We start from the raw sequence: 1,888 nt of genomic DNA, 5'->3' as shown, positions 1-1,888 counted from the left end.
TCTCCGTCGCCCCGGGCCGGGCGTACTTCGCGGCCGAGCCCGCCGCGCGCCATCTGCGGCTGAGCTTCGCGCCCGCATCCGGCGACGCGGAGATCGCGGAAGGGGTACGGCGGCTCCGCGCGGCCTGCGACGAAGTGCTCGGCCCGGGGCGCCTCTGACCCCGGCGCCCCCCTGGTCGGCTCCCGCGGTCGGGCCCCTCCGGGTCCCGTCGCCCCGTCAGGGCCGTACGGCATGGCACCCGCACCCGCCGGGTACCTGCCACCTCCCCGACCCGGGAGGAGCCGTGCCATGAGCACACTGCTGGACGGGCTGTCCGACGAGCACCGCCGCCGGCTCCGCGACGCGGCCTCCGGCGCCGACCTCGCCGCCGGCCCCATGCTGGCCACCCTCAGCGACCGGCGGGACTTCAGCCGGGGCGGCTGGATCTTCGAGCGGAAACTCGACGGCGTACGCCTCCTCGCCGTACGGGAAGCGGGACGCGTACGGCTGCTCTCCCGTACGGGCCAGCATCTGAACGGCACCTACCCCGAGATCGACGACGCCCTCGCCGCGCAGGACTGCCCGGACTTCACCGTCGACGGCGAGGTCGTCGCCTTCGCCGGCGGACGCACGGACTTCTCCCGGCTCCAGCAGCGGCTCCAGCTCACCGACCCCCGGCAGGCGCGGGCCAGCGGAGTCGCCGTCTACTACTACGTCTTCGACCTGCTGCGGCTGGACGGCGCGGACGTACGGGCGCTGCCGCTGCGCACCCGTAAGTCGCTGCTGCGCGGTGCGCTGTCCTTCCACGGCCCGCTGCGCTTCACCACGCACCGCAACTCCGGCGGGCAGGAGCTGCTGGACGAGGCGTGCGCACGCGGCTGGGAGGGCCTGATCGCCAAGGTCGCGGACGGCCGGTACCTCGCACGCCGCTCGCCGGACTGGCTGAAGCTGAAGTGCGGCAAGGGGCAGGAGTTCGTCGTCGGCGGCTTCACCGAACCCGCGGGCAGCAGAACGGGGTTCGGGGCGCTGCTGCTCGGCCACTACGAGGAGGGCCGGCTGCGGTACGCGGGCAAGGTCGGCACCGGATACGACCGGGCCACGCTGCTCGACCTGCGCCGCCGGCTCGACGAACTGGCCACGCAGCGCTCGCCGTTCGCCGATCCGGTACGCGAGAAGGGAGCCCACTGGGTCGCACCGCGGCTTGTCGCGCAGATCGGCTTCACCGAGTGGACGCGCGACGGACGGCTGCGGCATCCGCGCTATCTGGGGCTGCGCGAGGACAAGCGGCCGGAGGACGTGGTCCGGGAGCGACCGCGGAAGAGCTGAGGGAGCGGAGCCCCGCGACCGCTACGGAGGGGGCGGTACGCCGTCGTACGGATGCGGACCGGTCGTACGGACGTGGACTCACCGGGCGGGCACCGCCTCCCGCGCGCGTTCCTCCGCCTCGGCGGCCGCGTCCGCCCTCCGCCGGGCCGTGCGCTCGGCACGCTCCGCCTCACGTTCGCGCTTCCGGCACTCCTTGCGCTGCCCGTCCGCCTCGCGCAGTTCGCCGCGCAGCCGCTCGACACGTTCCTCCGCCTCCTCGCGGTCCGCGCGCAACCGTGCCGTCTCCGCGGACGCCTCCTCCCACGCGTCGTCCGCTTCGCGCCGCCGCTGCCCGGCCTGGTCGGCGGCTTCGCGGGCGGCGCGGGCCGCCTCCGCTTCCTGCTGACGGGCCCGCTGGTCCCGCCGGTCCTGCTCACGCTCCTGCCGGCTCTTCCGCTGCTTCGTCCGCGTCTTCTCTCGCGTCGGTCGCCCGCCCTGCGACGTCCCGGTCTGCGGCTTCCGGGAACGTGACGCGGAGCCCTTCGCGGACCGCGACCGGCGCTCCGGCGCGGAGGCCGCCTCGCGTGCCGCGGCCTCGAACCCC

At 75.3% G+C, this 1,888-nt stretch carries 1 protein-coding gene and 2 pseudogenes; 2 read left to right on the top strand and 1 reads right to left on the bottom strand.

What is annotated here, in order from left to right; all coding sequences use genetic code 11:
* Positions 1–158, top strand: a pseudogene (locus AN218_RS38590) (PLP-dependent aminotransferase family protein); the annotation flags it as partial.
* 130 nt (positions 159–288) lie between these two features.
* On the top strand, positions 289–1,305 hold the full coding sequence (ligD, locus tag AN218_RS29795; protein ID WP_070020170.1) for a non-homologous end-joining DNA ligase: 1,017 nt from the start codon (positions 289–291) through the stop codon (positions 1,303–1,305).
* A gap of 78 nt (positions 1,306–1,383) precedes the next feature.
* On the opposite strand, the pseudogene AN218_RS37250 reads toward ligD, so the two are convergent.
* Positions 1,384–1,888 (bottom strand): annotated as a pseudogene (locus AN218_RS37250) (hypothetical protein); the annotation flags it as partial.

The organism is Streptomyces nanshensis (assembly GCF_001751255.1).
GTDB classification, from domain to species: domain Bacteria; phylum Actinomycetota; class Actinomycetes; order Streptomycetales; family Streptomycetaceae; genus Streptomyces; species Streptomyces nanshensis_A.
This window is presented reverse-complemented; position numbering and strand designations above follow the sequence as displayed.

Coding starts and splice junctions, on each gene's coding strand:
- ligD (WP_070020170.1), top strand. CDS start 289: ATGAGCACACTGCTGGACGGGCTGTCCGACGAGCACCGCCGCCGGCTC.